This window comes from Streptomyces sp. NBC_00582 (assembly GCF_036345155.1).
Classification (GTDB): Bacteria; Actinomycetota; Actinomycetes; order Streptomycetales; family Streptomycetaceae; genus Streptomyces.
In genome coordinates this window covers 6,455,484-6,478,579 of sequence record NZ_CP107772.1, presented here as the reverse complement: position 1 = coordinate 6,478,579, position 23,096 = coordinate 6,455,484, and the positions used below count along the sequence as shown (strand labels likewise).

The 23,096-nt window shown below is 72.5% G+C and carries 16 protein-coding genes; 10 read left to right on the top strand and 6 right to left on the bottom strand.

Going from position 1 to position 23,096, the window contains the following annotated elements:
• Nucleotides 1–156 precede the first annotated feature (156 nt).
• Nucleotides 157–609 carry a metallopeptidase family protein gene (locus OG852_RS29135; protein WP_133917482.1) on the top strand — a complete coding sequence of 151 codons (453 nt, stop codon included), beginning with the start codon at nt 157–159 and terminating at the stop codon, nt 607–609.
• Between the two features lie 36 nt (nt 610–645).
• Here OG852_RS29135 and OG852_RS29130 read toward each other — a convergent pair whose 3' ends face one another.
• The 3 genes from OG852_RS29130 to OG852_RS29120 form a co-directional block, all read right to left on the bottom strand.
• Nucleotides 646–2,202: a DUF5719 family protein gene (locus OG852_RS29130; protein ID WP_330349428.1), complete on the bottom strand. Its 1,557-nt coding sequence runs from the start codon at nt 2,200–2,202 to the stop codon at nt 646–648.
• A complete protein-coding gene (locus tag OG852_RS29125; protein ID WP_330349427.1) occupies nt 2,199–5,930 on the bottom strand; it encodes a glycosyltransferase in 3,732 nt (1,243 codons plus the stop codon). Before OG852_RS29125 ends, OG852_RS29130 begins: the two co-directional genes overlap by 4 nt.
• A gap of 211 nt (nt 5,931–6,141) precedes the next feature.
• Nucleotides 6,142–6,405: a WhiB family transcriptional regulator gene (locus OG852_RS29120; RefSeq protein ID WP_030792866.1), complete on the bottom strand. Its 264-nt coding sequence runs from the start codon at nt 6,403–6,405 to the stop codon at nt 6,142–6,144.
• Nucleotides 6,406–7,155: 750 nt separating this feature from the next.
• On the opposite strand from OG852_RS29120, the gene OG852_RS29115 reads away from it, so the two are divergent.
• The 4 genes from OG852_RS29115 to OG852_RS29100 all read left to right on the top strand — a co-directional run bounded on the left by OG852_RS29115 (nt 7,156) and on the right by OG852_RS29100 (nt 11,213).
• The gene (locus tag OG852_RS29115; protein WP_330349426.1) at nt 7,156–7,668 is read left to right on the top strand and encodes a cysteine dioxygenase; all 513 of its coding nucleotides are present in this window, start codon (nt 7,156–7,158) and stop codon (nt 7,666–7,668) included.
• A 181-nt stretch (nt 7,669–7,849) separates the two neighbouring features.
• Complete coding sequence (gene cofD, locus OG852_RS29110) at nt 7,850–8,809, top strand: 2-phospho-L-lactate transferase (protein ID WP_133917478.1); 960 nt, start codon at nt 7,850–7,852, stop codon at nt 8,807–8,809.
• Nucleotides 8,806–10,110, top strand: a complete 1,305-nt coding sequence (locus tag OG852_RS29105) for a coenzyme F420-0:L-glutamate ligase (protein WP_133917477.1) — start codon at nt 8,806–8,808, stop codon at nt 10,108–10,110. The genes cofD and OG852_RS29105 overlap by 4 nt, the downstream gene beginning before the upstream one ends.
• 65 nt (nt 10,111–10,175) lie before the next feature.
• Nucleotides 10,176–11,213 (top strand): DNA-3-methyladenine glycosylase family protein, encoded by a 1,038-nt coding sequence (locus OG852_RS29100; RefSeq protein WP_330349425.1) that lies wholly within the window; start codon nt 10,176–10,178, stop codon nt 11,211–11,213.
• 126 nt (nt 11,214–11,339) lie between these two features.
• On the opposite strand, the gene OG852_RS29095 is transcribed toward OG852_RS29100, so the two are convergent.
• Together OG852_RS29095 and OG852_RS29090 are read right to left on the bottom strand one after the other, a co-directional pair.
• Nucleotides 11,340–12,422 (bottom strand): sugar phosphate nucleotidyltransferase, encoded by a 1,083-nt coding sequence (locus OG852_RS29095; RefSeq protein WP_133917475.1) that lies wholly within the window; start codon nt 12,420–12,422, stop codon nt 11,340–11,342.
• A 267-nt stretch (nt 12,423–12,689) separates the two neighbouring features.
• Nucleotides 12,690–14,210 carry a peptidoglycan recognition protein family protein gene (locus OG852_RS29090; protein WP_330349424.1) on the bottom strand — a complete coding sequence of 507 codons (1,521 nt, stop codon included), beginning with the start codon at nt 14,208–14,210 and terminating at the stop codon, nt 12,690–12,692.
• A 144-nt stretch (nt 14,211–14,354) separates the two neighbouring features.
• Here OG852_RS29090 and OG852_RS29085 point away from each other — a divergent pair, with 144 nt between their 5' ends.
• The 4 genes from OG852_RS29085 (at nt 14,355) to OG852_RS29070 (ending at nt 20,283) form a co-directional block, all read left to right on the top strand.
• On the top strand, nt 14,355–15,113 hold the full coding sequence (locus OG852_RS29085) for a TIGR03089 family protein (RefSeq protein WP_330349423.1): 759 nt from the start codon (nt 14,355–14,357) through the stop codon (nt 15,111–15,113).
• A gap of 262 nt (nt 15,114–15,375) precedes the next feature.
• Nucleotides 15,376–16,539 (top strand): LCP family protein, encoded by a 1,164-nt coding sequence (locus OG852_RS29080; protein WP_443064574.1) that lies wholly within the window; start codon nt 15,376–15,378, stop codon nt 16,537–16,539.
• A 264-nt stretch (nt 16,540–16,803) separates the two neighbouring features.
• Entirely contained in the window at nt 16,804–18,570 is a 1,767-nt protein-coding gene (locus tag OG852_RS29075; protein ID WP_133917472.1) for an LCP family protein, read from the top strand.
• Nucleotides 18,571–18,702: 132 nt separating this feature from the next.
• The gene (locus OG852_RS29070) at nt 18,703–20,283 is read left to right on the top strand and encodes an LCP family protein (protein ID WP_330351517.1); all 1,581 of its coding nucleotides are present in this window, start codon (nt 18,703–18,705) and stop codon (nt 20,281–20,283) included.
• Between the two features lie 31 nt (nt 20,284–20,314).
• Here OG852_RS29070 and OG852_RS29065 read toward each other — a convergent pair whose 3' ends face one another.
• Nucleotides 20,315–21,349 carry a glycosyltransferase family 2 protein gene (locus tag OG852_RS29065; RefSeq protein WP_133917471.1) on the bottom strand — a complete coding sequence of 345 codons (1,035 nt, stop codon included), beginning with the start codon at nt 21,347–21,349 and terminating at the stop codon, nt 20,315–20,317.
• Nucleotides 21,350–21,485: 136 nt separating this feature from the next.
• Here OG852_RS29065 and OG852_RS29060 point away from each other — a divergent pair, with 136 nt between their 5' ends.
• Nucleotides 21,486–22,967, top strand: a complete 1,482-nt coding sequence (locus tag OG852_RS29060) for an LCP family protein (RefSeq protein ID WP_330349421.1) — start codon at nt 21,486–21,488, stop codon at nt 22,965–22,967.
• Nucleotides 22,968–23,096: the final 129 nt, after the last annotated feature.

The following is a 23,096-nucleotide window of genomic DNA, read 5'->3' as shown; positions in this document are numbered from 1 at the left end:
GCCATGAGTTCACCGGTCTCGGAGAGATACGGAATCGAGCCCAACCTTGGCTGGAATGGTCATCCTGCGACATGGGGTACGGGCCGGGCGGGAGCGGTCCGGGATGCCGCGTGGGGCCGGGCGGCCGGTCGCGCCGGGGTCTACCCTTCAGTAGTGATGGACAGCCCCGTACCGCCCCGTGCCGCAGGCCCCGGGCCCCGCCGCCGCGATCGCCACGGCCGGGGCATGCGGGGTCCGATCGCGCCCCCTCAGGTGCCGTTGGCCGCGAGCCGCGCCGACGCCTTCGCCGATCTGGTGCAGGACTCCGTGGAACGGCTGGAGCGGCGCTGGCCGCAGCTCGCCGAGATCGACTTCATGGTCCTCGAGGTGCCCCGCCCGGCCGCGGCCGGGGAGCCGTGGAACGACGAGGCGGTGCCTCTCGGCGGGACGGTTCCCGCGCGCGAGGGCCGGCGGGCTCGGGTGGTCGTCTACCGGCGGCCGATCGAGATCCGCACCAAGGGCCGGGACGAACGGGCCGCGCTGGTGCACGAGGTCGTCGTGGAACAGGTGGCGGAGGTGCTGGGGCTGACCCCGGAGACGGTGGATCCGCGGTACGGCGACGAGGACTGACCGCCGTCCCGCGACTGTCGGCGCGACCCGGTCGGGTTACTTCTGGAGCACCGCCATGTTCTCGTCCGCCCGGGGGACCTCGACCGTGCCCCGGTCGTCCGGGAGGGTCTGGACGGTGAAGCCCTGGACGCCTTCGTCGGTCACCGTCAGGGTGCGGGCGGCGTAGACCGGGGTGTCGGTGAGGGGTTCGACCGTGAGGGCGAAGGTGCCCTTGAGGCCGGAGGGGACGGGGAGTTCGACGTCCTGGGTGGTGCCGGACTTGATCGTGTACGTCTTCGAGGCGGCCGTTCCCGCCTCGCTGCCCGCAGACGCGGTGACCTTCACCTTGGCGGTGCCCCGCGGGGCGGTCAGGGAGAGCGTGGAGCCCTTCGCGGTGTTGTCGGCGGCGGACGCGCGCGTGCCGACCGGCGCGGACGCGGGGATGAACGCCGACTCCTGGCTGCCTCCCTTGCCGCGCAGCACGCGGACGGCCGCGACGACCGGCACCGACCGGTCCGTCGGCGTCAGGACGATCGAGCCGGCCTCGCCGCGCGTGACGTCGCCGAGGTCGACGGCGGTCGTCATGCCGCCCTTGACGTGCACGGTCTCGTGCCCGGCCGGGGTGATCAGACCGGTCGGGGAGGCGAGTTGGACCTTCAGGTCGGCGTCCGCGTCGCCGGGCGCGTAGGCGATCAGCCGGACGGCGGTGGCGTCCTTGGGGATGCCCGGGATGACCAGGCTCGGTGCCGGGTCGGTGGCGGCGGCCAGCCAGTCGCCGCCGAGCTTGTCGTCCAGGGCCTGCACCGAGGCGCCCACGCGGCCGCTGCGGACGTTGACGTGGACGGTGACGTCGTCCTCCTTCACGTCGGTGAGCGTGGACAGCAGGATCGGCTCGCTGGAGTGCGGGGGCACGGTGATGCCCTCCCCCACCGTGGTCTGCAGGGCGCCGTCCTTGCCGTAGAGCTCGATGTCGGCGACGGCGGCGGAGTCGTCCGGGTTGGTGAGGTGGACGTAGTCCGTGCGGTCGGCGGCCGTGCTCGCGCCCGGGAACCAGAACTCCGTGTCGGCGGGGGTGCAGGTGACGCCCTGCAGGCCGCGGCCGGAGCCGACGGCGACCTCGGTGGTCTCCTGGACCGTCCAGCCGGGCGCGAACTTCCCCTCGGCGGTGCCCATGAGCGCGGGCGACTCCCCGCCGGAGGTGTCGCCGGTGGCGGGGGTGCCGGGCTTCTTGGGCGTCACCACCGACTTGTCGGCCTTGTCGGTCTTCTTGTCGCCCTTGTCCGTCTTCTTCCCTTCCGTCTTCTTCTCGTCCGTGTCGCTCGTCTTGTCGTCGTCGGTGGTGTCCGCCGAGTCCTCGGTGGCGGCGACGAGTTCGGCCGTGCCGTCGCCGTCCGTGCCCTTGGTGACGGGCGTGAAGGACGTGTACGACGTCTCGGCGATGTCGGAGGTGCTGGGCGGCGGGCAGAGCAGGCTCGTGCGCTCCACGGGCAGCACGGCGGCCGCCTTGGCGGAGTCGTCCGTACCGGCGGCACCGGGTTCGTTCAGGGTGGCGAACCCGGTGACGGCGGCGAGCGCGGCCGTGCCGGCGATCAGGGACAGGGTGGTGCGGTTCACTGCTGGCTCCCGTCGGGACGCTCGCTGCCGGTGCCGTGGGGGTGCTGCCGCGCCGGGTCGTGGGCGGGGTCGTAACCCTGGTCGCCGTAGCCCTGGTCACCGTAACCCTGGTCGCCGTAGCCCTGGTCGTAGCCGTACGTCTGCTCGTACGGCGCCTGCCCGCCCTGGCCGTCGTAGGCGTAGGGGTCGTACTGGCCGGCCTGGTAGGGGTCGTAGGACTGCTGGTCGTAAGTGCCCGCCGGGTACTGCGGGGCGCCCTGGTACTGCTCGCCCTGGTAGCCGCCGTACTCGGCGCCCGCGTAGCTCTGCTGGTCCCAGTCGCCGTACGTCTGCTGGTGCGGGAGGGCGACCGGGGGCTGGTCCGGCGCGTTCCCCTGCGGCTCCCCGGCCGTCTCCTGCGGGGGCGGGGTCGGGAAGTCGTCGTCCTGGAAGGCGGGTTCCTCCGCCTCCTCGGCCTGGGCGCGCAGCCGGCGGGCACGGCGGCCCTCGCCCTCGGCGGCCGGGTCGGCGGCGGGCTGCTCCTCGGGGAGGTCGTCGTCGACGTCGCGGCGGCGGCCGGGCAGGGCGAGGACGACGAGGACGAGCGCCAGGAACCCTTGCGTCCACAGCCAGACGGTGTGGGTGAACGGGTCGTCGTAGGTGACGTCCAGCGTTCCGCCGGAGGCGGGGAGTTCGAAGCCCTGGGCCCAGCCGTCGACGGTGGTGCGATTGAGCGGCTTGCCGTCCAGGGTGGCGGTCCAGCCCTCGGCGGCGGCGTCGGCCAGGCGCAGGATCCGGCCGTCGGAGCCGGCCTTGATCGTGGTGTGGATGTCGACCGGGCCCGCGGCGACCGGCGTCGCCGTGCCCTTGCCCGCCTCGGTGACGACCGCCGCGCGGGAGACCTCCTGGCCGACCCGCCACAGAGCGCTGCCGTCCTGCTGGCTGAGCCGCTTCAGACCGGGCGTGGCGTCCAGGACGCGGGTGACCTCGCGGGGCGCGCCCTTGTGGACGAGGACGTATCCGACGGCGAACTTGCCGAGCTGGTCGGCCTGGTCGGCGCCGGAGCCGGCGACGAGGTTGGCGACGACCTTGTCGAGCGTCGCGTTCTCGCCGTCGGCCGCGGCGAGTTCGGCGTCGCCGAGGCGGGCGCCGGAGCCGCGGACCAGCATGTAGTCGACGTGGGCGGCGGAGTCGCTGTCGAGGACGAGGGTGCGGGACTGGTCGCGGTTGCCGGCCTCCTCGGCGACGAACGCGGGCACCTGGACGGGGTCGCGGCGCTCCAGGGGGCCGTCCGCGCCGCCGAGCATCCAGCCGGCGGCGAGCAGCAGGGGGCCGGCGGCGGAGGCGAAGGCGATGAGGGCGGCGACGGGCTGGCGCCAGCCGAAGCTCTGTTCGGCGACACGCGTGCGTGCGCCGTCGGCGCCGAGGACGGCGGCGGCCAGGAGCGCGATGCCGTAGACGAGGGTGGCGGGTCCGGCCCAGGTGGAGCCGTTGGACAGGGCCGCGAAGACGAGGGCGACCAGCGCGGCGGCCCAGGCCGTCCGGATGCCGAACTGCCGTTCGCCGCGCAGCAGGGCGGCGAGTGCGGCCAGGACGACGCCGATGAGCATCAGCCCGTCGACGGTGCCGGGTCCGCCGGGGCTGGCGGCGAGCAGGTCGAGCGCGGAGGCGGTGGACGGCGCGTAGTCCAGTCCGGCCTGGGTGAAGAAGCCGGACGGGAGCAGCGTCAGCGACCAGGGCGCGAGGAGCAGCAGGGGGGCGCCGAGCTGGGCCAGGAAGCGCAGGCCGTAGGCGGTGATGTCGGTGCGGCGCACGGCGAGGACGGCGAGGCCGAGGACGAGTGCGATCGGCCAGACGATCGGGGTGAACGCGGTGGTGATCGTCAGCAGCAGTGCGTACGCCCAGGTGGCGCGCCAGCTGCCGCGGGCGCCGGAGGGGTGCGTCAGGCCGCTCGCCGCGGCGGCCGCGCGGGCGATGAGGGGCAGCAGGACGGCGAGGACGGCGGTGCCGACGCGGCCTCCGGCGAGGGCGCCGGTGGCGGCGGGCAGGAAGGCGTAGACGACGGCGGCCCACGCGCGCAGGAGGCGGGACTCGACGAGGGGGCGGGAGGCGAAGTAGGCGGTGAAGCCGGCCAGGGGCACCGAGCAGACGAGCAGCAGGGTGAGGGCGAGGCCGGTGGAGCCGAACAGCAGGGTGGAGAGGGTCGCGACGATCGCGAGGTAGGGCGGGGCGGACGGGGTGCCGCCCGCGCCGACCGGGTGCCAGGCGTCGATGTAGCGCGACCACAGCTCGGAGGCGTCGGCGGGGGCGGGCAGCAGGGCGCCGCCCGCGAGGGCGCCGCCGCCGAGCAGGCCGCGGCAGGCGACGAGGGAGACGAGCAGCAGGATCAGGAAGAGCACCGGGCCGGGTTTGCGGGCGACGCGCTTGAGGCGGGCGAACTGTTCGATCTCGAGGAAGTCGGCGTCGTCGCCGCCGGGGCCGGACTCCATGCCGCCGCCGTGCCGTCCGGCGCCGCCGGCGGTCTCGGTGTCGGAGGAGCCGAAGAGGTCGCCGGCGACCTGTTCGACGGTGGCCCGTACGGTCGCGCCGGGCGGCGGGAACAGGGCGCGCAGTTCGTCCTTGTCGATCCGGGGGGTGCCGCGGCCGCGTCGTCCGGCGATGATCCGCTCGGGTCGCAGGAGGGTGCCGAGCAGACCGCGGATCTCGTCGAGGGCCTGTCCCGGGACCTTGCCGACGAGGTAGGCGACGGTGCGCAGCAGGGTGCCGAGGACCAGGCGCAGCAGGATCCAGGGCAGCAGGGCCGTACGGCTGTTGACGAGGAGGGTGTAGACGGCGCCGGCCTTGTCGACCTTGTGGGGGGAGGCGGTGGTGCGGCCTGCGCAGTCGACGGCGCGGCGCTCGCGGGAGGCGGCCTCGGCGTGCCGTACGACGGCTTCGGGGGCGACGAGGACGCGGTGGCCGGCGGCGGTGGCGCGCCAGCACAGGTCGACGTCGTCGCGCATCAGGGGCAGTCGGCGGTCGAAGCCGCCGAGTTCCTCGAAGACGTCGCGGCGGATGAGCATGCCGGCGGTGGACACGGACAGCACGGGCCGGACGTGGTCGTGCTGGCCCTGGTCCTGCTCGCGGCGGTCCAGGCCGGTCCAGCGGCGGCCGGAGGAGGCGATGGTGACGCCGACCTCGAGGAGTTGGCGGCGGTCGTACCAGCCGCGCAGTTTGGGGCCGACGACGGCCACGTCGTCGCGGCCCAGTTCGAGTTCGTTGTCGACGACGCGCAGGAGTTCGGCCAGGGCGTCGGGCTCGGGGGCGCAGTCGTCGTGCAGCAGCCACAGCCACTGGACGGGTTCGCCGTGCGGGAGCTCCGGCAGGTCGTAGGCGTCGTCGCGCCACGTGCGCGTGACGGGGTCCCAGCCGCTGGGCCGCTTCAGGTACGGCAGTTCCTCGGGGGTGAGGACCGGGGCCGTGCGGTTGGCCTCCTCGACGGCCTGGCCGAAGCCGGTGCGCCGGGCGAGGTGCAGGACGCGGTCGTCGCCGAGGGCCTCGGTGACGAGGCGGGCGGAGTCGTCCGAGCTGCCGGTGTCGGCGGCCATGACGGACTGGACGGGGCGCTCCTGGCCGAGCAGCCCGGCGAGCGCGTCGGGCAGCCAGCGGGCACCGTCGTGGGAGACGAGGACCGCGGTGACGACATGACGCGGGAACTCAGGTGTGGCAGCTGCTGTTGGCTGGGCTGCCGTGTGGCTGTGCACGGACATCGAGGTACGGGCCCCGGTTCGGTGGACGTGGTGGACGCCTGCGCCGCGTGGGGGCGGCGGGGTGTCTCGGACGAGCGCCCACACTATCGGCTGGGCAGGACGGCGGCCCGCCGCCTGTGGACAACCCACCTGCGACGGGCCGTTCGCCGCCTCGTCCGCCCTCGCGGGGCCCGTGCCCGCGAGGTGTGTTCCGCCCGCTCGGGGCGTGGTCTCAGACCGCGGCCTTCTTCAGCCTGCGGCGCTCGCGCTCGGACAGGCCGCCCCAGATGCCGAAGCGTTCGTCGTTGGCGAGGGCGTACTCGAGGCATTCGGAGCGGACCTCGCAGGCGAGACAGACCTTCTTGGCCTCGCGGGTCGAGCCGCCCTTCTCGGGGAAGAAGGACTCGGGGTCGGTCTGGGCGCACAGTGCGCGCTCCTGCCAGCCGAGTTCCTCGCCCGCGTCGTCGACCAGCAGTTGCTGCACCAGCTCGGTCATGTGCGCCCCTCGCTCTGTCTTTCGCGTCCCCGTGTACCTGGCCGTTTGCCGATGTCGGCGCCATGGTCCGTTACCGATGCCGGCTGAACGACACGAGTGAAATTACAAGTGTGCTGCTCCGGGCGAGTCAAGCCGAGATCTGCTATTGGGCCCCTTATTCACTCTGCGGAACCAAGGCCGTGCGGTAAGTGTTCAAATCGCCATAAACCTTGACATGCAGATGAGGCCCTGGAGGGCTCGGACCCCGCGCAGTGCTTGTACGGGGAAGGACGCCCAGGAGTTCGATCCCGTTGCGACACGCGCGCGGAAGCGAACCGGATCACAGGCGGATCGCGGGGTCGCCAGCAGCTTGCGCGCCCGGCTTGTGCCTCGTGTGTCCCGGTGGCCGCGTGCACAAACCTTTCACTTCTCGGATGCACCGGATGAGGTGAACCGTGTCCCAGATACCGGGCGCCGAGTTGACACCGACAGGTGTGAACCGATGTCCTTGTGGGCATGCTCGCGAACTCGGCACTCGCCTCGACCCGCTCCGCCGGGTCCCACGGTGCTGCCCGTGCTCGCTGTAGCTGTTGTTGCTGTTCCGGCTGTTGAGCCCAACGCGCTCCGGCCGCCCCTCCCGGGTCCACCGCGACCCGGCCGCTGTTTCCCTTCGGCCCGCACCAGGGCACCCCTGATCCACCCGTGATCCGGGTGGACGGCACGCGACACCCAGCCGCCCCCCACTCTTCCGCCGAGGAACCACCCCACCCCATGAACAGCGACAGCGACCTCCAGATCGCCGGCGACATCCTCGAAGTCCCGCACCTTCTCCAGGCCCCGCGCGAGCACCCCGCCACCGTGGCCGAGTTCGTCGGCGTCGCCCGCGACATCGCCGCCGACCGCGCCCAGTGGGAGCACCTCGTCCGCTACGACGCGACGACCCGCTGGTACCACCGGCTGCGCACCGGCCCGGGCTACGAGGTGTGGCTGCTGTCCTGGGTGCCCGGACAGGGCAGCGGGCTGCACGACCACGGCCGCTCCTCGGGGGTGCTGACCGTCCTGGACGGCGAGCTGACCGAGCGCACGGAGCGGGGCAAGCGGGTGCTGGGGGCGGGCGCGCAGCGGGTGTTCGCGCCGGGGTACGTGCACGAGGTGGTCAACGACGCGCTGGAGCCGGCGGTGAGCCTGCACGTGTACTTCCCGGGGCTGACCGAGATGCCGATGCACCACACGGCCTGCACGGCGCGGGAGACGTACAACACGGTGGACGCCGTCAGCGCGTAGGGCGGTCGTGGCCGGTACGGGGCCGGTCGTGGCCGGTACGGGGCCGGTCGTGGCCGGTACGGGGCGGTCGTGACCGGCGAGGGGCGGTCGCGGCTCGTACGGGTGGTCGGGTTGTCCACAGGCGGGGGGTTGTCCCCAACCGCCCGGCGGGTCGTCGGGGGGGGCCTGCGAGACTGCTCCCATGCGCATTGTGGTTCTGGCAGGCGGCATCGGCGGTGCCCGGTTCCTGCGCGGTCTGAAGCGGGCCGTGCCGGACGCGGACATCACCGTCATCGGCAACACCGGCGACGACATCCATCTCTTCGGGCTGAAGGTCTGCCCGGACCTCGACACCGTGATGTACACGCTCGGCGGCGGCATCAACGAGGAACAGGGCTGGGGCCGCGCCGACGAGACCTTCCATCTGAAGGAGGAGCTCGCGGCGTACGGCGTCGGGCCGGAGTGGTTCGGGCTGGGCGACCGGGACTTCGCCACGCACATCGTGCGGACGCAGATGATCGGCGCCGGATATCCGCTGAGCGCGGTGACGGAGGCGCTGTGCGACCGGTGGAGGCCGGGGGTGCGGCTGATCCCGATGACGGACGACCGGGTCGAGACGCATGTCGCCGTCGAGATCGACGGCGAGCGCAGAGCCGTGCACTTCCAGGAGTACTGGGTGCGGCTGCGGGCGTCGGTGCCGGCGCACGCGGTCGTGCCGGTCGGCGCCGAGCAGGCGAAGCCGGCGCCGGGGGTGCTGGAGGCGATCGCGGCGGCGGACGTCGTGCTGTTCCCGCCGTCGAACCCGGTCGTCTCGGTCGGCACCATCCTCGCCGTGCCCGGCATCCGTGAGGCGATCGCCGAGGCCGGGGTCCCGGTGGTGGGCCTGTCCCCCATCGTCGGGGACGCGCCCGTGCGGGGCATGGCGGACAAGGTGCTCGCGGCGGTCGGCGTGGAGTCCACGGCGGCGGCGGTCGCCGAGCACTACGGCTCGGGGCTGCTCGACGGCTGGCTCGTGGACACCGTGGACGCCGGGTCCGTGGAGCGGATCGAGGCGGCCGGGATCCGCTGCCGTGCCGTGCCGCTGATGATGAGCGACCTCGACGCGACCGCGCGGATGGCGCGGGAGGCGCTGGAGCTGGCGGAGGAGGTGCGGACGGCGTGAGCGCTGAGCACGGGTATCGCGTGTGGGCCGTCGCCGGGCTGCCGGAGGTGCAGGACGGGGACGACATCGCCAAGCTGATCGCCGCCGCCGAGCCCGGGCTGGCCGACGGGGACGTGCTGCTGGTGACGTCGAAGATCGTGTCCAAGGCGGAGGGGCGGATCGTCCGCGCCGACGACCGCGAGGCCGCGATCGACGCCGAGACGGTACGGGTCGTGGCACGACGCGGGACGCTGCGGATCGTCGAGAACCGGCAGGGGCTGATCATGGCCGCGGCGGGGGTCGACGCCTCCAACACCCCTTCCGGGACGGTGCTGTTGCTGCCCGAGGACCCGGACGCGTCCGCGCGGGTCATCCGGGACGGGCTGCGGGACGCGCTCGGTGTCGAGGTGGGGGTCGTCGTCACCGACACCTTCGGGCGGCCCTGGCGCGCGGGCCTCACCGATGTGGCGATCGGCGCCGCCGGGGTGCGGGTGCTGGACGATCTGCGCGGGGGGACGGACGCGTACGGCAATCCGCTGAGCGCGACGGTCGTCGCGACGGCTGACGAGCTGGCGGCGGCCGGGGACCTGGTGAAGGGGAAGGCGGCCGGGCTGCCCGTGGCGGTGGTGCGGGGGCTGGCACGGGTGGTGACCCAGGACGCGCCGGACGGTGCCGCCGCCCTGGTGCGCGGGGCGCGCGACGACATGTTCCGGCTGGGGACCTCGGAGGCGGTGCGGCTCGCGGTGACGCAGCGGCGGACCGTGCGGGCCTTCACCGACGAGCCGGTGGATCCCGGGGCGGTACGACGGGCGGTGGCCGCGGCGGTGACGGCGCCGGCGCCGCACCACACGACGCCGTGGCGGTTCGTGCTGCTGGAGTCGGCGGAGTCACGGGTGCGGCTGCTGGACGCGATGCGGGACGCGTGGATCGCGGATCTGCGGCGGGACGGGAAGTCCGAGGAGTCGATCGCCAAGCGGGTGCGGCGGGGGGACGTCCTGCGCGACGCGCCGTATCTGGTGGTGCCGTGTCTGGTGATGGACGGCTCCCACACCTACGGCGACGCGCGGCGGGACGGCGCCGAGCGCGAGATGTTCGTCGTCGCGGCCGGGGCCGGGGTGCAGAACTTCCTGGTCGCGCTGGCCGGGGAGCGGCTGGGATCGGCGTGGGTGTCGTCGACGATGTTCTGCCGGGACGTGGTGCGCGAGGTGCTGGGGCTGCCCGAGGGGTGGGATCCGATGGGGGCCGTGGCCGTCGGGCATGCGGCGGAGGAGCCCCGGGCGCGGGGGGAGCGGGGGGTGGAGGGGTTCATCGAGGTGAGGTGAGACGCGGAGAGGGGATGGTGGGGGGACAAGGCTTCGTTCGGCTCTCTTGATTCGGGACTGGCATCGTGGCAGGACGTTTCGCACCTCGGCCCACGCGTACGACCGTGCGCGGCGGGCATGTCGGGGTGCCCGGTGGGGTTCCTCGGCCGGGTGGTCCGGCGGGCGCCGGGGCCGGTGGCACCGCGCGGATGCTGGCCCGGGAGTGGGTGCCGCGGGGGCCGGTCGATCTGGGGCTGGTGCTGGGGCCCCTGCGGCGGGGCGCCGGGGATCCCACGTTCCGGGCGATGCCGGACGGTTCGGTGTGGCGGGCCAGTCTGACGCCCGCCGGGGCGGGGACGTTGCGGGTGTCGGTGGCGGCCGGTGCGGGTGCCGTACGGGGGGAGGCGTGGGGGCCGGGCGCGGAGTGGCTGCTGGAGCGGTTGCCCGAGCTGCTGGGCGCCGCCGACGAGCCGGAGGTGTTCGTGCCGCGGCACCGGGTCGTGGCGGCGGCCTGGCATCGGCGGCCGGGGTTGCGGCTGACGCGGACCGGGCTGGTGCTGGAGTCGCTGATCCCGTCGATCCTCGAACAGAAGGTGACGACCGACGAGGCCTATCGGGCGTGGCGGTCGCTGGTGCGGAAGTTCGGGGAGCCGGCGCCGGGGCCCGCGGCGGGTGGGCGGTTGTGGGTGATGCCGCCGGCGCGGACGTGGGCGTTGATCCCGTCGTGGGAGTGGCATCGGGCGGGGGTCGACAACAAGCGGGCGTCGACGATCCTGCGGGCCGTGCGGGTGGCGCGGCGGATGGAGGAGGCGGTGGGGATGTCTGCCGAGGAGGCGCGGGCCCGGCTGGAGGTGGTGGCGGGGATCGGGCCGTGGACGTCGGCGGAGACCGTGCAGCGCAGTCATGGGGCGGCGGACGCGGTGACGGTGGGGGACCTTCATCTGCCGGGCATCGTGGGGTGGGCGCTGGCGGGGGACCGGGAGGCGGACGACGCGGTGATGCTGGAGTTGCTGGAGCCCTATGCGGGGCAGCGGCACCGGGCCGCGCGGTTGATCCTGTTGAGCGGGCGGGTGCCGGAGCGGAGGGCTCCGCGGATGCGGCGGGGGGACATCGGGGCGCTGTGAAGGGGCGCCGCCCCTTCGGCCCCGATTCCAGGGGGCCGCGCCCCCTGGACCCCCGATCGGCCCTGAACGGGCTCGCTCGGACGCCGGGCGGGTTGCAAGGCCGCGACCGGCGTCGAGAGGTGCGGGTTACTGGTCCGAGGAGAAGCGGACCGCTCCTGCCGGGATCTGGGCGTCGCACCAGACCCGGGCGCCCTCGCGGAGTTCGTTGTCGGGGCCGACGATCGCGCCGTCGCCGATGACCGTGCCGGTGAGGACGGAGCGTTCGCCGACTCGGGCCCGGGTGCCGATGAGGGAGTCGGTGATGACGGCGCCGGGTTCGATGACGGCGCCGGGCAGGATCGTGGAGCCGAAGACCCGCGCGCCCTCGGCCACGAAGGCGCCCTCGCCGACCACCGTGCCGCCGGTCAGCTTGGCGTCCGCCGCGACCCTCGCCGTGGGGAGGATCAGACGGTCGCCGCAGCGGCCGGGGACCGCGGGGGACGGGGCGCGGCCCAGGACGAGGTCGGCCGAGCCCCGTACGAAGGCCGCGGGGGTGCCGAGGTCCAGCCAGTAGGTGGAGTCCACCATGCCCTGAAGGTGGGCTCCGGCCGCCAGCAGATCGGGGAAGGTCTCGCGTTCGACCGAGACCGGGCGGCCCGCCGGGATGGTGTCGATGACCGAGCGGCGGAACACGTACGCGCCCGCGTTGATCTGGTCGGTGACGATCTCCTCGGGGGTCTGCGGCTTCTCGAGGAACGCCAGGACCCTGCCCGTCTCGTCCGTGGGGACCAGGCCGTAGGCGCGGGGGTCCGTCACCTTCGTCAGGTGCAGCGACACGTCCGCCGCCGTCGACCGGTGCGTGGCCACCAGTCTTCCGATGTCCAGGCCCGTGAGGATGTCGCCGTTGAAGACCAGCACCGGGTCGTCGGGCGCCGAGTGCAGACGGGACGCCACGTTGCGGATGGCGCCGCCCGTGCCGAGGGGCTCCTCCTCCGTCACGTACTCGATGTGGAGGCCCAGGGACGAGCCGTCGCCGAAGTACGGCTCGAAGACCTCCGCCAGATAGCTCGTCGCGAGGACGATGTGGTCCACGCCCGCCGCCTTCGCCCGCGCGAGCTGGTGCGTGAGGAACGGCACCCCCGCCGCCCTGACCATGGGCTTGGGCGTGTGCACCGTGAGCGGGCGCAACCGGGTGCCCTTGCCGCCGACCAGGAGGATCGCTTCTGTCACCTTCGTCTCTGCTTCCTGCCGGGACCGGCCGAACTGTCATTCGGCCGGCCAGTGTATGCAGACCGTTGTGTGGCGCTTTCCAGGCCGTGCGGTGTTCCGTCCCAGTCCCGAGAGGACTGTCCCCCCGACGGCTGATGAAATGTGCCCCCATCTGGATGTGTTCTCCGGCTGTTCGGACGCGGTTCCGCTTCGCTGCGGGCCGGTGGGGCCGGTGCGGCGGTTCCGGGGGCCTCCCCTGACCCCCGGACTCCGGGTCGTGGTCCGCTGTCAGCGGCCCTGGTAGGTCGCCGCGGTGGAGCGGGCCGTGCCGAGCTTGCCGTAGAGCTGCTTGCCCGGGCATTCCGTGGCGAAGCCGTCACGGTGGCCGGAGATCACATTCAGTCGTACGTTCTTTCCCTTGGCGTAGAGATTCCCACCTCCGGACTTCAGGTATGTCTTTCCCCTCGGATCGGCGCCGAAGAGGCCGAGCTTCCATGCCGTCAGACGCGCGATCGCCGTGACGGTGGCCGAGTTCGGCTTCGCGGAGGTGAAGGTGCCGAGGACGGCGACGCCCATGCTGTTGGTGTTGAAGCCGAGGGTGTGGGCGCCCATGACCGCCTTCGCGACACCGCCGGCGCGGCCCTCGTAGATGGTTCCGCACTTGTCGACGAGGAAGTTGTAGCCGATGTCCCGCCAGCCCATGCTCTTGACGTGGTAGCGGTAGATGCCACGGATGACGGACGGGGCCTGTGCGCAGGTGTAGTTGTTGCCGGTGGCGGTGTGGTGGACGAAGGCGGCCTTGACCGTGGTGGTGTAGCGGAAGCCCGTCTCCCGCATGCTCTCGTCCGCGCCCCAGCCTCGGCGGGTGACGATGCTCGGGCGGGGGCCGATGTACGGGTTCGCCCGGCGCTGCTGCTTCGCCGCCTGTTTCTTCGTCTGTTCGCGGTTCAGGGCCGTGATCTTCGTGGCGCCCAGGGGGGCCAGGGTGGCGTTGGCGGCCGAGGCGGCCCGTTCTGCGGGGGACAGGGCCGGGGGTGCGGGGTGGGGCAGGGCTCGGCTGCGCGGTGCCACCGGGACATGGACGGGGGCCGCGGCGGGGGCGCCGGGGTCGACCAGTTCCAGGTGCAGGCCCGCCGGGAGGGGGGCGGCCGCGGAGAGGGTACGGACGCCCCGGCCCGTCTCCTCGGTACGGCTGCGGGTGTCGGGGTGGACGCGGACCTCGACGCCGTCGGAGTCGCCGACCCACAAGGGGGCGGTGGCGCCGCGGACATGACCCGAGGTCCGTTCGGGGGTGCCCGGGTCCGCGCCGTGGTCGGCGTTGTGGGTCTCCACGTCCTGCCAGCCGGACCAGGCGTCGCCGCCGACCGGGTGGGTGCGGACCTGGACGCGGCCGTGCAGTTCGGCGTCCGGGTCGTTCCAGACGACGCCGAGGAGGGAGAAGCGGTGCACGTTCCGGCGGCGCAGGCCCTGGTCGGCGGGGCCGAGGGTGCGGTCGCGGGTGAGGGGGGTGAGGGGCAGGGACCGGGTGGTGCCGGGGAGGGACGAGGGGGTGACGGCGGCCCTGGTGTCGGCCGATTCGGTCGCCGGTTCCGCTGTTTCGGCGGCTTCGGTCGTTCGGGTCGCTTCGGTTGTCTCGGTCGTCTCGGCGCTTTCCGTTGATTCGGTGTGGGCCGCGCCGGCCTCCGCGGTCGGCGCCGGTCGCACCGGCGCCGCCGTGGCGGGCGACGTCAGTGGCAGGGCGAGGGCGGCCGCGCAGGTGACACCGATCGAAGTAGCTAGCAATCCACGCATGGGGACGATCTTGGACATAGTCATATATTCCTGTCCATCGGTGAGGTGACGGGGCGTCGGGAGCGTTCCGCCGAACCGGTGGCCCCCGCAGGGGTGGGCGTTCGGCCGAACCGGTGGCGCGGTGGTGGGTGCGGCGGTGGGGCGGCGCGTACGCTTGCGCGGGTGAACGCCACTGATCGCACCCCTGCCGACCTGCTGCGTTCCGCGCTCGCCGCGGATGCCGCGCGTCCCCTGGTGACCTTCTACGACGACGCCACGGGCGAACGGGTCGAATTGTCCGTGGCCACCTTCGCCAACTGGGTGGCCAAGACCTCGAACCTGCTGCGGGACGGGATGTCCGCCGAGCCCGGTGACCGGGGCGCGCTGCTGCTGCCCGCGCACTGGCAGACGGCGGTGTGGCTGCTGGCGTGTGCGTCGATGGGGGTCGTCGCGGACGTGGACGGGGATCCGGCGCGGGCGGACTTCGTCGTGGCGGGGCCGGGTCGGTTCGAGGCGGGGCTGGCCTGCGGCGGGGAGCGGTACGCGCTCTCGCTCGCGCCGCTCGGGCGGAGGTTCGTGCCGGGGCCGCCGCAGGGGTACGTCGACTACGCCGTGGAGGTGCCGACGTACGGGGACCGGTTCGTGGCGTACGCGCCCGTCGATCCCGAGGCGCCGGCGCTGGTGGTGGCCGGGGCGGAGTTCAGCGGGGCGGAGATCGTGGAGCGGGCGCGGGCCGGGGCGGCGGGGGTGGGGCTGACCGGGCCCGGGTCGCGGTTGTTGTCGGGGTTGCCGTACGACACGTGGGAGGGGCTTCGGGCGGGGTTGTACGCGCCGTTGGCGAGTGGGGGGTCCGTGGTGCTGTGCCGGAATCTGGAGTTGGCCGGGGAGGAGACGGTGGCTCAGCGGATCGAGAGTGAGCGGGTGACGGCGACGGCTCGGTAGTCGGCCAGGGGGGATCCCGCCCCCGCCGCCCCTGCCCTTCCCCTCCCCAAGGGGCTCCGCCCCCCGGACCCCCGGTCGGCCCCGAAAGGGCCTCGCCTCAAACGCCGGACGGGCTGCAACACACCGACCGACGCCGCAGGGGTGGCCGCGTTCACCCGTTCGACTCGGCCGCGGCCGCGGCTTCGGGTGGGGTGCGGCATCGTCGTAGGAGCGGTACCGCACTCTCGTACGACCCGGGAGGGGTGAGACGGACGTGGGTGACGTGGGTGGGTCCTCTGCGGGTGGGTGGGGGCTGAGGCGGCGGCGTCGGCGGTGGGTGGGGTACGGGGTGGGCGTGCTCGCGGTGCTGGTGGTGGGGAGTGGGGGTGTGGGGTGGGTGCTCTACACGCAGCTCGACGGGAACATCACGCCCGACGAGGCCGCCGCGGCCGAGCTCGCCCGGTACGCGAAGGAGCGGCCGGCCTCGCTGGTGAAGGACGCGCAGAACGTGCTGCTGATCGGGTCGGACTCGCGGGCCGGGGACGACAACGGGCGGTACGGGAAGGACTCGGGCACCGAGCGGTCGGACACCACGATCCTGCTGCATCTGTCGGGCGGGCGGCACAGCGCGACCGCGGTGTCGCTGCCCCGGGATCTGATGGTCGACGTGCCGGCCTGCCGGCGGCGCGACGGGTCGCGGCACGGGCCCATGTTCGCGATGTTCAACTACGCCTTCGAGACCGGAGGCTCGGCCTGCACCATCCGGACCGTCGAGAAGCTGACGGGGGTGCGGATCGATCATCACGTCGTCGTCGACTTCAGTGGGTTCGAGGAGATGGTCGACGCCGTGGGCGGGGTGCGGGTGTGCGTCGGCGAGCCCATCGTCGACAAGGCCGCCAAGCTGCGGCTGCCCGCCGGGGAGGTGACGCTCGACGGGGAGCAGGCGCTCGGGTACGTCCGGGCCCGCAAGTCCCTGGGGGACGGCAGCGACACCGAGCGGATGGAACGGCAGCAGCGGTTCCTCGCGGCGCTCGTCACCAAGGTGCGCAGCAACGACGTCCTGCTGAACCCGGTGAAGCTGTATCCGCTGCTGGACGCGGCCACGTCCGCGCTGACCACCGACCCGGATCTGGCGAGCCTGCGCGGACTCTATGAACTCGTGCGCGATCTGGGCGACATTCCCACCGAACGGGTGCAATTCCTGACCGTTCCACGGGAGTCGTACGTCTACAACGCCAATCGCGACCAACTGGTCGAGCCCGCGGCCGGGAAACTCTTCGAACAGCTGCGCACGGATGGTCCGCTCGTCGTTTCTCACGAACTTCCCATGAATTCGGGCGGGGCGGAGTCGGGTGAACACGGACCGTACGGGGTGTCGGCCCTCTCCCCCTCGCCACCGGCCCCTACGTTCCGCGGCAGCACCGCCGCCGAGGACGGCTGCGGGTAAAGCGCTTGCCAAGTCGAGGACCCACGGGAACCGCAGCCCAGGGAATTGGGGCGGATTGCCCGGTTGTAGGGACGTGGAATTTGTCACGGCCGTCGCTCCACGTTGAACTGGGCGGATAGTGTGAGCGATCCGGTGCACCCGGCCGCGTGGTCTGTCTCGGGGTCGTGCACTGATGTGACCGACTTGAGACTGAGTGACCGAGACGACCCGAGCGCCTTCAGGGGGAAAGGCGCCGCGTGGCCCCGACGGAGGATTCGACAAACCGTGGACGCGCAAGGCCGTGGGCGGGCGGACAATATCGATCCCGCAGACCAGTGGGTGCTCAATCCGGACACCGGCGAATACGAACTGCGACTGAGCCCTTCCGCAGCGCAATCGGCGGTCCCCGGACCCCGTAGGGCCGACTCCCGTACGACGGCCCCGGCCGGCGCGTCCGGCGGGGCGCGCGGTCGTACCGCCGCGCCGGAGCGGAAGGCGCCCGAGGAGGCGCCGGAGCGGGTGCCGGGGCCGCGCCGCAGGCGCGGGGTACCGGAGGAGCCCCCGAACCGGCGCGGCCGCCGGCCGGTGAAGAAGAAGTCGAAGGCGAAGAAGATCCTGCTGTGGACCGGCGGGACGATGGCGTTCGTGCTGGTGGGCACGGCCGCCGCGGCCTATCTGTATCTCGAGCACCTCAACGACAACATCACGGCCGTCTCCGACGACGGCGCGAGCACCGGTGGCTTCAGCAAGGACAAGGCGATCAACATCCTGCTGATCGGCACCGACAAGCGCACCGGCTCCGGCAACGAGGGCTACGGCGACTCCGGCAGCGTCGGGCACGCGGACACCACGATCCTGCTGCACGTCTCCAAGGACCGTACGAACGCGACCGCGCTCAGCATCCCGCGCGACCTGATCGTGGACATCCCGGACTGCCCGACCACCATGGAGGACGGCACCAAGAAGGTCATCCCCGGCGAGGACGCCGTCCGCTTCAACACGAGCCTCGGCCAGGAGGACCGCACGCCGAGCTGCACCGTGCGCACGGTCACCGAGCTGACCGGGATCCAGGCGGACAACTTCATGGTCGCCGACTTCAACGCGGTCAAGACGCTGACCACGGCGGTCGGCGGCGTCGAGGTGTGTCTGGCGAAGGACATCGACGACCCGGACTCGCATCTGAAGCTGTCCAAGGGCACCCACACCATCGAGGGCGACCAGGCGCTGGCCTTCGTGCGGACCCGGCACTCGGTGGGCTTCGGCGGCGACCTGAGCCGGATCGAGATCCAGCAGCAGTTCCTCGGCTCGCTGATGCGCAAGCTGAAGTCGAACGACACCCTCACCAGCCCCACCAAGATGATCAAGCTGGCGGAGGCGGGTACCAAGGCGCTGACCGTCGACTCCAAGCTCGACAGCATCACCAAGCTCAAGGATCTGGGCCTGGAGCTGGGCAAGCTCAATGTGAAGAACCTGACCTTCACCACCGTTCCGGTGCTCGACAACCCGGCGGAGAAGGTCAAGGCGACCGTCGTGGTCAACACCTCCACGGCGCCCACCGTCTTCCAGATGATCCAGGACGACGTCTCCTTCACCGAGGTGAAGCAGAAGGCCAAGGAGTCCAAGAGCGCGGCGGCCGCCGAGGCCGCCGCCCGGCTCAAGGGCACCAAGTCCGCCGCCTCCGAGGTCCGCGTGCAGGTCATGAACGGCGGAGCCCCGGCCGGCAGCGCACAGGAGACTCTTAACTGGCTGCAGAATGATGAGGGCGTGACGAAGTCCGAGAACGCGGGCAACGCGCCGGAGGAACTGAGCAAAACGACGCTCGAGTACGACCCCGACCAGGCCGATCAGGCCCGCAGGCTCGCCGACATCATGGGGCTGCCGGGCACCGCGCTGAAGCCGGGGAAGAGCGTCACCAACGCCCAGGGTCTGCCGACGATGACGCTGACGCTGGGCAAGGACTTCAAGGGCGCGGGCGTTTCGCTCACGGCAACGACGAAGGTGCCGGACTCGGTCCAGAAGTCCACGGCGGACAAGGTCCAGTGCGCGAAGTAGGTAACCCTACGGGCCCGTCGTGCGTCTGACTGGACGCGGGACGGGCCCGTGTCAGGCGCACGGCCGGGAGGGGCTGGGGAATTGGCGACGACAAGCGGGATGCGGGGTGAGGTTCCCGCGGTCGAGGACACGATGTCCCTGACCCCGGTGGACAAGGACGCGTCCGACGACGACGGCGGGGCCAGAGGCGACGGCCGCGGCACGGGCAGGGGGCGCCGCAGACGGCGGGTGCTGCGCTGGTCGGCGACGGTGCTGGCCCTGGTCATACTCGGCGGCGCGGGTGCCGGATACCTGTACTACGAGCACCTGAACGCCAACATCAAGAGCGACGACCTCAATCTCGGCGACGCCAAGGACCGCGCCGCCAAGACCCAGGCGAACTCGGCCGGTCAGACCGCGCTGAACATCCTGCTGATCGGCTCCGACGCGCGCGACAGCGCGGAGAACCAGAAGCTGGGCGGCGCGAAGGACACCTACGGGGGCCTGCCCCTCGCGGACGTCCAGATGCTGCTGCACGTGTCGGCGGACCGCACCAACATGTCGGTGGTGAGCATGCCCCGCGACACGCTCGTCGACATCCCCAAGTGCACGGACCCCGACACGAAGAAGACGTACGCGGCGAGCACCCGGTCGATGACCAACGAGTCGCTGGGCCGCGGCGGCCCGGGCTGCACGGTGGCCACCTGGGAGAAGCTCACCGACATCCACATCGACCACTTCATGATGATCGACTTCTCGGGAGTGGTGTCGATGGCGGACGCCATCGGCGGCGTCCCGGTGTGCGTGGACGCCAACGTCCACTCGCACACCAGCACCGGCAAGGGCTCCGGTCTGAAACTGGAGAAGGGCACGACGTCCATCAAGGGCAAGCAGGCCCTGCAGTGGCTGCGCACCCGCTACGGCTTCGAGGACGACACCGACCTCGCCCGCGCCAAGGCGCAGCACATGTACATGAACTCGATGGTCCGTGAGCTGCGCGCCAACGCCAAGCTGACCAACCCCAACAAGCTGCGCAAGCTCGCCGAGGCGGCCACGCAGGCGATCACCGTCGACGACGGCCTGGACACCATCACCAAGATGTACGACCTGGCCACCGAACTGCGCAAGGTGCCCACCGAGCGCATCACGATGACGACGATGCCGAACGCCTACGACACGGTCCAGACGGGCCGTGTGGTGCCCACCGAGGACGCCGACAAGCTGTTCCGGCTGGTGCGCGAGGACATCGCCCTCGACGGCAAGGACGAGAAGAAGGCCACCGCGAGCCCCTCGCCGACGGTCACCGACACGGCCGCCGCGGACGAGAGGATCGCGGTGCAGGTGCACAACAGCACCCGTACGGGCACGCTCGCCCCGGTCGTCGGGCGCGCGAGCGCGGTGACCGAGGTACTGAAGGGCAAGGGCTTCGACGAGGCCGTCGCGGACACCTCCGCGGCCACCTCCGAGGAGAAGACCGTGATCCGCTACCCGAGCGCCGACCTCCAGGCCGACGCCCTGCGGGTGGCGAAGGCCCTCGGTGTCCCGACGAGCCAGGTGAAGCAGTCCACCGACGTCTCCGGGGTCACGCTCTACGTGGGCGGCGACTGGCGCTCGGGCAGCGCGTACAAGGCGTCCGCGAAGGAGGACGACGACAAGACGCCCGAGTCGGCCCAGGCGATGAACGGCGCCGACGACTCGCAGTGCATGCACGTGGACCCGAACTACACCTGGTAGTCCGGGCCCGTCGTACGCCTTCCGGCGGTGCTCAGCTCGTGGAACCGCTGAGGACCGCCGGGCGGCGCGAGGCGATGACCCGCTTCGCCAGCGCACGGGGGCTGGTGAGGAAGCCGAACCCCCACGACATGTGCATGGTGGCGAGGGCGACGGGGATCTGCAGCCGTGCCCTGAGCGGCAGCCCCTTGCCGGCCGGCAGGGACCCGGCGGCGATCGCCGCGAGATAGCCGGCGGGCACCACGAACCCGAGCGGGGTGAGCGCGACGCCCACGACCAGTCCGGCGGCTATCGCGCAGACCGCGGTGGGCGGGGCGAGGTAGCGCAGGTTGATGGAGCCCTCGTGGTAGCGGGCGACGACATGCCGCCAACGGCCGTAGTCCTTGTACTGCTTGGCGAGCGCCTTCACCGACGGCCGCGGGCGGTACGACACCCTGAGCTCCGGCGAGAACCAGATCAGGCCGCCGGCCTCACGGATGCGGAAGTTCAGCTCCCAGTCCTGGGCGCGGATGAACTCCTCGTTGTAGCCGCCCTGTTGCTCGAGGGCCTCGCGGCGGAACACACCGAGGTACACCGTCTCGGCGGGGCCCGCCTGGCCGCCCGTGTGGAACGCCGCGTTGCCGACGCCGATCTTCGAGGTCATGGCGGCGGCGACGGCGTGCTCCCAGTCGTTCTCGCCCTCGGCGTGCATGATGCCGCCGACGTTCTGCGCACCGGTCTCCTGAAGGAGCCGTACCGCGGTGTCGATGTAGTTCGGCGAGAGCATGCCGTGCCCGTCGACCCGGACCACGATCGGATGGCGGGAGGCCTTGATCGCGGCGTTGAGGGCGGCGGGCGTACGGCCGGTCGGGTTGGGCACGGTGTGCACGCGCGCGTCTTCGGCGACGAGCTCGGCGGCGATCGCGTCCGTGCGGTCCGTGGACGGACCGAGGGCGATCACGACCTCCATCTCGCCGGCGTAGCGCTGCGCGAGGATCGCTTGGACGGCTCCGCGCAGATGCCGCTCCTCGTTGAGGACGGGCATGATGACGGACACGGCGGGGAGCTGCACGTCGGGCTTGGCGTTCATAGGACGCTCACGTTACCGCGAACGGGGGACACCGGTGCGCGCCGCCGGGTGCGCTGCACCGGGCGACAGATCGTACGGGCCTACGGTACTCACGGCTTCCCCCCCGCCCCTCGGCCGTCGCCCGGAGGTGTCCCGTATGCCCACCACACCGCCCCGGACCCGGCGCCGTCCGCCGCGCCCCCCGCTGCGCCCCGTACGGCGCGGGCGTCCGCGCTGGGGCCTGCGCGCGGCGACCACGCTCTCGGTGGTCCTGCTGGCCTCCGCGGGGATCGGGCACTCCCTGGTCACGAGCCTCGACGCGGACATCGTCCGGGTCGACCCCTTCAAGGACATGAAGAACCGGCCGCGGGCCGGGCACGGCATGAACGTGCTGCTGGTCGGCACCGACGGCCGGGACAAGGTCACGGAGACCGAGCGGCGCCGGTTCCGGCTCGGCGGGGCGCCCTGCCACTGCACCGACACGATCATGATCGTGCACATCTCGGAGGACCGGGAGCGGGCGAGCGTGGTGAGCCTGCCGCGTGACTCGTACGCCGAGACGCCCCCGCACACCGACCAGGTCAGCGGGCGGGAGCACCGGGGACATCCGCTCAAGCTGAACGCGGCGTACGCGGAGGGCGGGCCGCAGCTCACCGTGCGCACGGTGGAGAACATGACGCATGTCAAGATCGACCACTATCTGGAGGTCGACTTCACCAGCTTCATGAAGACCGTGGACGTGCTGGGCGGGGTGAAGATCTGTACCGCGCGGCCCCTGCGGGACTCGTACACGGGCCTCGACCTCGCCGCGGGCGAGCACACGCTGAGAGGCGGGGCGGCGCTGCAGTACGTGCGGGCCCGGCACGCGGACGCCTCCTCGGACCTGGGCCGGATGAGGCGTCAGCAGGGGTTCCTGGCCTCGCTGGTGGACCGGGCGACGTCGTCGGGGATCCTGCTGAACCCGCTGAGGTTCCGGGACGTGACCCGGGCGGTGCTCGGGTCGGTCCGGGCGGACCGCGGCTTCGGCACGGACGAACTCCTCGATCTGGGGCGGGCGATGCGCACCTTCTCCCCCGCCTCCTCCGAGTTCACGACCGTGCCGATCGGGCGGCTGGGGTTCGTGGTGCCGGGCATCGGTTCGACGCTGAAGTGGGACCCGGTGAAGTCGGAGCGGGTCTTCCGTGCGCTGCGCGAGGACAGGCCCCTCGTGACGGCCCCGCCGCCGCGGCCGAGGCCGAGCCCGCGCGCGCAGGCCCCGCGGGTGGAGGTGGCGCCGCAGCGGATCCTGGTCCAGGTGGAGAACGGCACGACGACCGAGGGCCTCGGCCGGCGCGTCGACGACGCCCTCGCCGCGGCGGGCTTCCGCACCACGCACCGCCCGGTGGACTCCCCCACCCGTGGCGTACGGCGCACGCTCGTCGTCCACGACCCCCGCTGGGACCGCTCGGCCCGCTCCCTGGCCGCCGCGCTCCCCGGCAGCGAACTCCGCGCCGCCCCGGGCCTCGGCCCCACCCTGAAGGTCGTCGCGGGCACGGACTTCCGTGAGGTGCGCAAGGTCCGCGCGCCGGAACCTCCGGCCACGGAACCGGCGGCCCCGGAGCCGGAGGTCGTACGCGGCAACGAGGTCGGCTGCGCCTAGGGCCGCGGCAGGCGACGTCTGCCCGTCAAGGGGCTTTCCGCCCGTGCGGCGAGAGGGCGTGCCGGGCGTCGCGACGGGGCAGACGTCGCCTGCCGCGGCACCGGGTCGTGTACCCGGGGGACGCACTCG

What these genes read in the sequence shown, in the direction of transcription:
- OG852_RS29135 (WP_133917482.1), top strand. Translation starts at nt 157, where the DNA reads ATGGACAGCCCCGTACCGCCCCGTGCCGCAGGCCCCGGGCCCCGCCGC.
- OG852_RS29125 (WP_330349427.1), bottom strand. Translation starts at nt 5,930, where the DNA reads ATGTCCGTGCACAGCCACACGGCAGCCCAGCCAACAGCAGCTGCCACA.
- OG852_RS29120 (WP_030792866.1), bottom strand. Translation starts at nt 6,405, where the DNA reads ATGACCGAGCTGGTGCAGCAACTGCTGGTCGACGACGCGGGCGAGGAA.
- OG852_RS29115 (WP_330349426.1), top strand. Translation starts at nt 7,156, where the DNA reads ATGAACAGCGACAGCGACCTCCAGATCGCCGGCGACATCCTCGAAGTC.
- cofD (WP_133917478.1), top strand. Translation starts at nt 7,850, where the DNA reads ATGCGCATTGTGGTTCTGGCAGGCGGCATCGGCGGTGCCCGGTTCCTG.
- OG852_RS29090 (WP_330349424.1), bottom strand. Translation starts at nt 14,210, where the DNA reads ATGTCCAAGATCGTCCCCATGCGTGGATTGCTAGCTACTTCGATCGGT.
- OG852_RS29070 (WP_330351517.1), top strand. Translation starts at nt 18,703, where the DNA reads ATGTCCCTGACCCCGGTGGACAAGGACGCGTCCGACGACGACGGCGGG.
- OG852_RS29065 (WP_133917471.1), bottom strand. Translation starts at nt 21,349, where the DNA reads ATGAACGCCAAGCCCGACGTGCAGCTCCCCGCCGTGTCCGTCATCATG.
- OG852_RS29060 (WP_330349421.1), top strand. Translation starts at nt 21,486, where the DNA reads ATGCCCACCACACCGCCCCGGACCCGGCGCCGTCCGCCGCGCCCCCCG.